This is a genomic window from Rickettsia sp. (genome assembly GCF_965035265.1).
Map to the genome: position 1 here is coordinate 1 of NZ_CBCDJS010000090.1, position 4,755 is coordinate 4,755.

Consider the following 4,755-nt stretch of genomic DNA (forward strand, 5'->3'; position numbering starts at 1 on the left):
CCGCCATATTCACCGGATTTAAATCCGATAGAAAAATTCTGGGCTAATATGAAACGATGGATTAAGAATAAAATTACTGAATTCGCAAACTTGTACGAAACTTTAAAAAAGTTTTTTACTGCACCTAATACTATATGATTTACTATAAGTCTAAGAGAACCTTGGTTAGCTATATATTTCTTCGCAAGGGACGAATTATATCTAATACCGAACTCCATCCTATTATATTGAGTAGAAATTCCACCACCTAAATTATAATTTAGTTTTGTAGGTTTAAATCTGACTGTTGTAAGCGGCTCATCTATACCGTCAAGGCGAGCCTCAATATTTGGTAATTTTCCTTTAAAATCGTAACTTACGAAACCGTGTAATTCCGGTTTTATTTTTACGTCTCTTACAAAGAAATTAGTTATGCCTTTTAACCCCGCTATGCCTTCAAATCTATCATATGATTTTTTTCTAACGGATAAATTTTGGAAAGTAGTACCTGTTTCTTTGTAACTATTATTTTTAAATGTAGCATAACGAGTTCCGATCATCGGTGTTATAGCCATGAGGTTAGATATTAAATAATTATAACCGCCAAGTAATTCACCGCTATAAGAAGTGTTATTAAACTTACCGATTGCAGTTTGATCACCTGTATAAACCTTACGTTTTTCATAATTCTTAATTCTACTTCTACCGTATGAGCCTATAGCCTCAACAAAAAAATTACTTGTCTCGCAATTATAAAGCCCATAGATAGAGTATATATCGCTTATAGCTTTAGTCCTATCACCGATTTTATAATCCTGATGGCGTAATTTACTATCAGCTCTAGTATAGGCAGCTCCAACTATTACTCTGTCACTTAAAGCATAATCAAAACCTATTATTCCTCCTTGAGATTTAGACTTATACCCGCTTGCTCCATCATTACGAGATTTTTGCGTAGCCTTACCGTAAAAAGGAACGCCCCAAATACCCGTACCAATATTATCTTCATCACCGGCAGCTATTGCCGCTTGGTTAGTACGGGTACTTTCATCCTTATTATTTACCTCATCTAGTCTAGTATTGACGCCTGAAGAAACAAAACTATCCATATTTACCGAAATATCAGTTAATATATCCTCTATTTCTCCTCTATTAAACTCTCCAAACCCCTCACTCACTCCCCTCACATCTGTTCTTCCTCCTAAACGATTTAAAGTTTCTGAGACATTTTTTGTCGATCCTAAATTATCTAACGCTTTACCTGCATCACTCTCATTACCAATGCCGATACCGATTAATTGGTCTATAAGACCGGGAGCTATAGGACCCGTAACCTCATCTTTTATCGGTTTTGGATCAAAAATAGGTATCAATCCACCATCTCCAGGATTCCCTCCGCCATTATCACCGTCACCTGGATTAGGATTACCGGGATTCCCTCCTCCGTTATCACCATCACCTGGATTAGGATTTTCAGGATTACCGCCACCGTTATCATTATTATTCAGCAATACGACTCCATTCTCATCACTTACATACCTTACCCATCTTATCAGCCTGTTTAATTCTCCGCTTGTATCAACAGTAACTTTATTTTGAGCAACAGGAATAAAATTTCCGCCTGCTTCTTTTAGTATTACTTCATGTTTAGTATCAGGAGTGATTTTAGTAATATCAGAACGTGATTTAACTTTAATAACTAGTTTATCTAGAGGTGACATATCAACATTAGCCCCGTTACCGACTAATATATGCCCGCCTGATTGCAATGTCGTATCAAAATATGTAATAATCTCAAGAGTACCGTTATATGTAACATTTCCGGTATGTTTTAATTCATAATTAGCTAAATCTAAACAGAATCCGTAAATTGTGAATCTGCATCTATTCCTAAATTATCCAACAGTACTATATTTGCTTTATTTACTACTAAATTAGCTGCTTTAATATTTTTCTCAAGGACAGCACATTTCTCAGAAGCAAACTCTAATCGCCCTATATTTTTAATTTCTTCTTTTAACCAAACATTTTCATCAAATTTTATATCACCACCGCCATCAATCTCAGCATTTACTAAAACCGCATCTTTAAAATGCACAGAAGCAGCAGCATCTGCAAAATTCAGCTTATCTGCTTTAATATCAGTTAAATAAGTAAATAGCTGAAGCGAACGAGGGAGGAGATCTCTATCTACCAAAACATCCCGTATAATTATGTTTTTAGCATTTCTATTATTATTACCTCGTTCAAAATCTATATTCTTACCTGCATCAATGTTAACCTCTTTAGAATATACATCACCTTTAATAGTACTATTCTCACTGACTTGTACACTTGCTAAACTATTATTTTCACTTCCCAAACTATAAGTAGTACCACCCTCTATATTAAGTTTTACGTTACCTTGTCCATTATTCACAGTAGTTACATCTGAATAAAAATTCTTAGTATTTACCGTAATTAAACCGTTTCCTATTAATTCTATTGCTTTTAACCTATGATCTTCAGCCCCAATAACACTATTACCTGTATCAAAATCTGTTACTACTAACGTATGAATATTATTACCTGCCGTAGTAATATTTGTAACTTGGATTGCTGCTCCTAAGGTTAGAGTTGCATCTTGAGCGGCATTAGAGAATAAAATATTTTGAGCTTTTAACTCACCTGTAATAGTAACATCTCTACCAGCTACTTCTATTGTACCTAAACTATTATTATTCCCAATAGTACCTGTTATATTAATAGGAACTTTGTTGTTTAATTTTAAAGTACCGTCATTCTCATTTTCACCTGCAATATCCGTGGCAGTGATATTATCATTGACCTCTATTTTTGCACCGTTTGATACTATAATATTACCGCTTTTAACGGTACTGCCAAAATTTACCTCACCTGCTTTTACGATAATATCACCGACTGCCGCATTTGAACCAACGGCATTACGAACACTACCCCCGTCAGTAAAGATTAAATTGACAGCCTGCCCGCCGGTCTTATTAATATAAGTTGTCGTTAGCCTAGAATTAGCACCAAAAGTTAAATTATTATTACCGTTACCTTGAATCTCACCGATAGAGTAATCACCGCCTGCAGTTAAGGATACATTGCCGCTACCTGCTTTTAACATTTTTATATTAGTAATTAGCTTGGTAACTTCCCCTGCTCCTTCAAAATTCAACTCACCATTCATATCGCCAGTACTTGTAACCTTACTATCAATTTTTATATTATCGGCAATATTAATTATACCTGCTTTACCTTGGAAATCTATAACATCACCTTCTATATCTCCTGTTGCAGTGTATATTGTATCATCTTCAAATCTAATATTCGCCTTTACTTTTTTAAGTGTAATAGCATGAATATCTAATATAATATTTTCGACATGTATTTCTGCTTGTAAATTTATAGTACCACTACCGGTGCTGACAAAATCCAATTCTTTTAATCTATGATTTTTTGTACCAAGCGTATTATCATCATTACCATTATTATCTATTATTAAATTTTTATCGCCTGTAGTTAACTTTATTATACCGGACTTATCATGTCCTGAATCCAAAGGTCCTGTTAGTGTTATAGTATGATCATTAGCATTTGAGCTATTTTTAAGATCTAATGCCGAATCTTCATGTATAAACTTCATACCGCCGGTATTTAACTCAAAATCACCATTTACAGCATCTAAAGCATAAGTAGCCGCTCCAGCTAATTCACCGATATTTATCTCTGCAATCTTAGCTGATGTTAAACTTTGATCAGTAAATACTGCTTCTTTTTGAATATTTAACTGATTAATATTATGTGTGTCTAAATTATTAGTAATAGTAACATTTCCCTTGATATTTAAAGCATCAAGCTTGTTACCTTTACTGCCGAGCGTCACTCCCTTATCACCGTCTATAACTAAATTATGACCGTTGCCATTTAAAAATACTATACCACCACCTTTTAAACTATTAGCAAATGTAACCGTTTGATCCACAGGTGCAGTTAATGTTAATTGTGAATTTGCATTGCCGAAGTTAATGCTACTATTTGGACTACTCAGCAGAGCTAAATTGCCATTATTTACTTCAATTAAAAAGTTCTGCCTTGCATTAGCATCCCCTATATTTATTGTTTTAAGCGTACCAATGCTTGCATCCGTAGCCGTTAAGGTAGTTAAAACATTTAATACACCAGTTTGCCCATTTGCTATAACGGCATTGGAAATATATTGCCCTTTACCGTCAAGCTCTAAAGTACCGCCCTTTGCTCCAAAATCAATATTCTTTGCCACGAGATTTTTACCAAGCTGTAATTTTCCACCGTTTGTAAAATTAATACCTCCTACAAATACATTATCTACTAGAGATACATTTGTTGTATCATCACCTTGCACTATTATAAGAGCCGGGCTATTTTTTGCATCCACCCCTATATTCTGTCTTACATCACCATCACCTTTAAAGCTTAAAATACCGCCCACTCCACCGGTGCTAAGTACTGCTCCGTCAATTGCAAAACCGGCATTTACATTAAACGTTCCGTTAGTTCCTTTAAAGTCTACGTTTCCTGTTATACCTTCAGGTGCTAATATGCCATCTGCTTCATAATTTACGTTACCGGTCATTAATCCCATAACTATAATGGCCTGAAAAATCAAGACAAAATATATGAACAATGTACTTGGTAATGTTGCTTAAAATTAAGCTGCTATTTGTTCATAATGTTGTACGTAATCCAGATAAACATTCATAGGTTTTTTATACCCAATACTTGAATGGAATC

Annotated in this window: 2 protein-coding genes and 1 pseudogene; 1 reads left to right on the forward strand and 2 read right to left on the reverse strand. The window is 34.6% G+C overall.

The genetic code is table 11. The features are described from left to right. Nucleotides 1-27 precede the first annotated feature (27 nt). Nucleotides 28-138 carry a hypothetical protein gene (locus AC1Z7D_RS05855; protein ID WP_482601400.1) on the forward strand — a complete coding sequence of 37 codons (111 nt, stop codon included), beginning with the start codon at nucleotides 28-30 and terminating at the stop codon, nucleotides 136-138. 68 nt (nucleotides 139-206) lie between these two features. On the opposite strand, the pseudogene AC1Z7D_RS05860 reads toward AC1Z7D_RS05855, so the two are convergent. Continuing rightward, nucleotides 207-1,700, reverse strand: a pseudogene (locus tag AC1Z7D_RS05860) (autotransporter domain-containing protein); the annotation flags it as partial. A gap of 131 nt (nucleotides 1,701-1,831) precedes the next feature. Continuing rightward, nucleotides 1,832-4,630 (reverse strand): beta strand repeat-containing protein, encoded by a 2,799-nt coding sequence (locus tag AC1Z7D_RS05865; RefSeq protein ID WP_482602806.1) that lies wholly within the window; start codon nucleotides 4,628-4,630, stop codon nucleotides 1,832-1,834. Nucleotides 4,631-4,755: the final 125 nt, after the last annotated feature.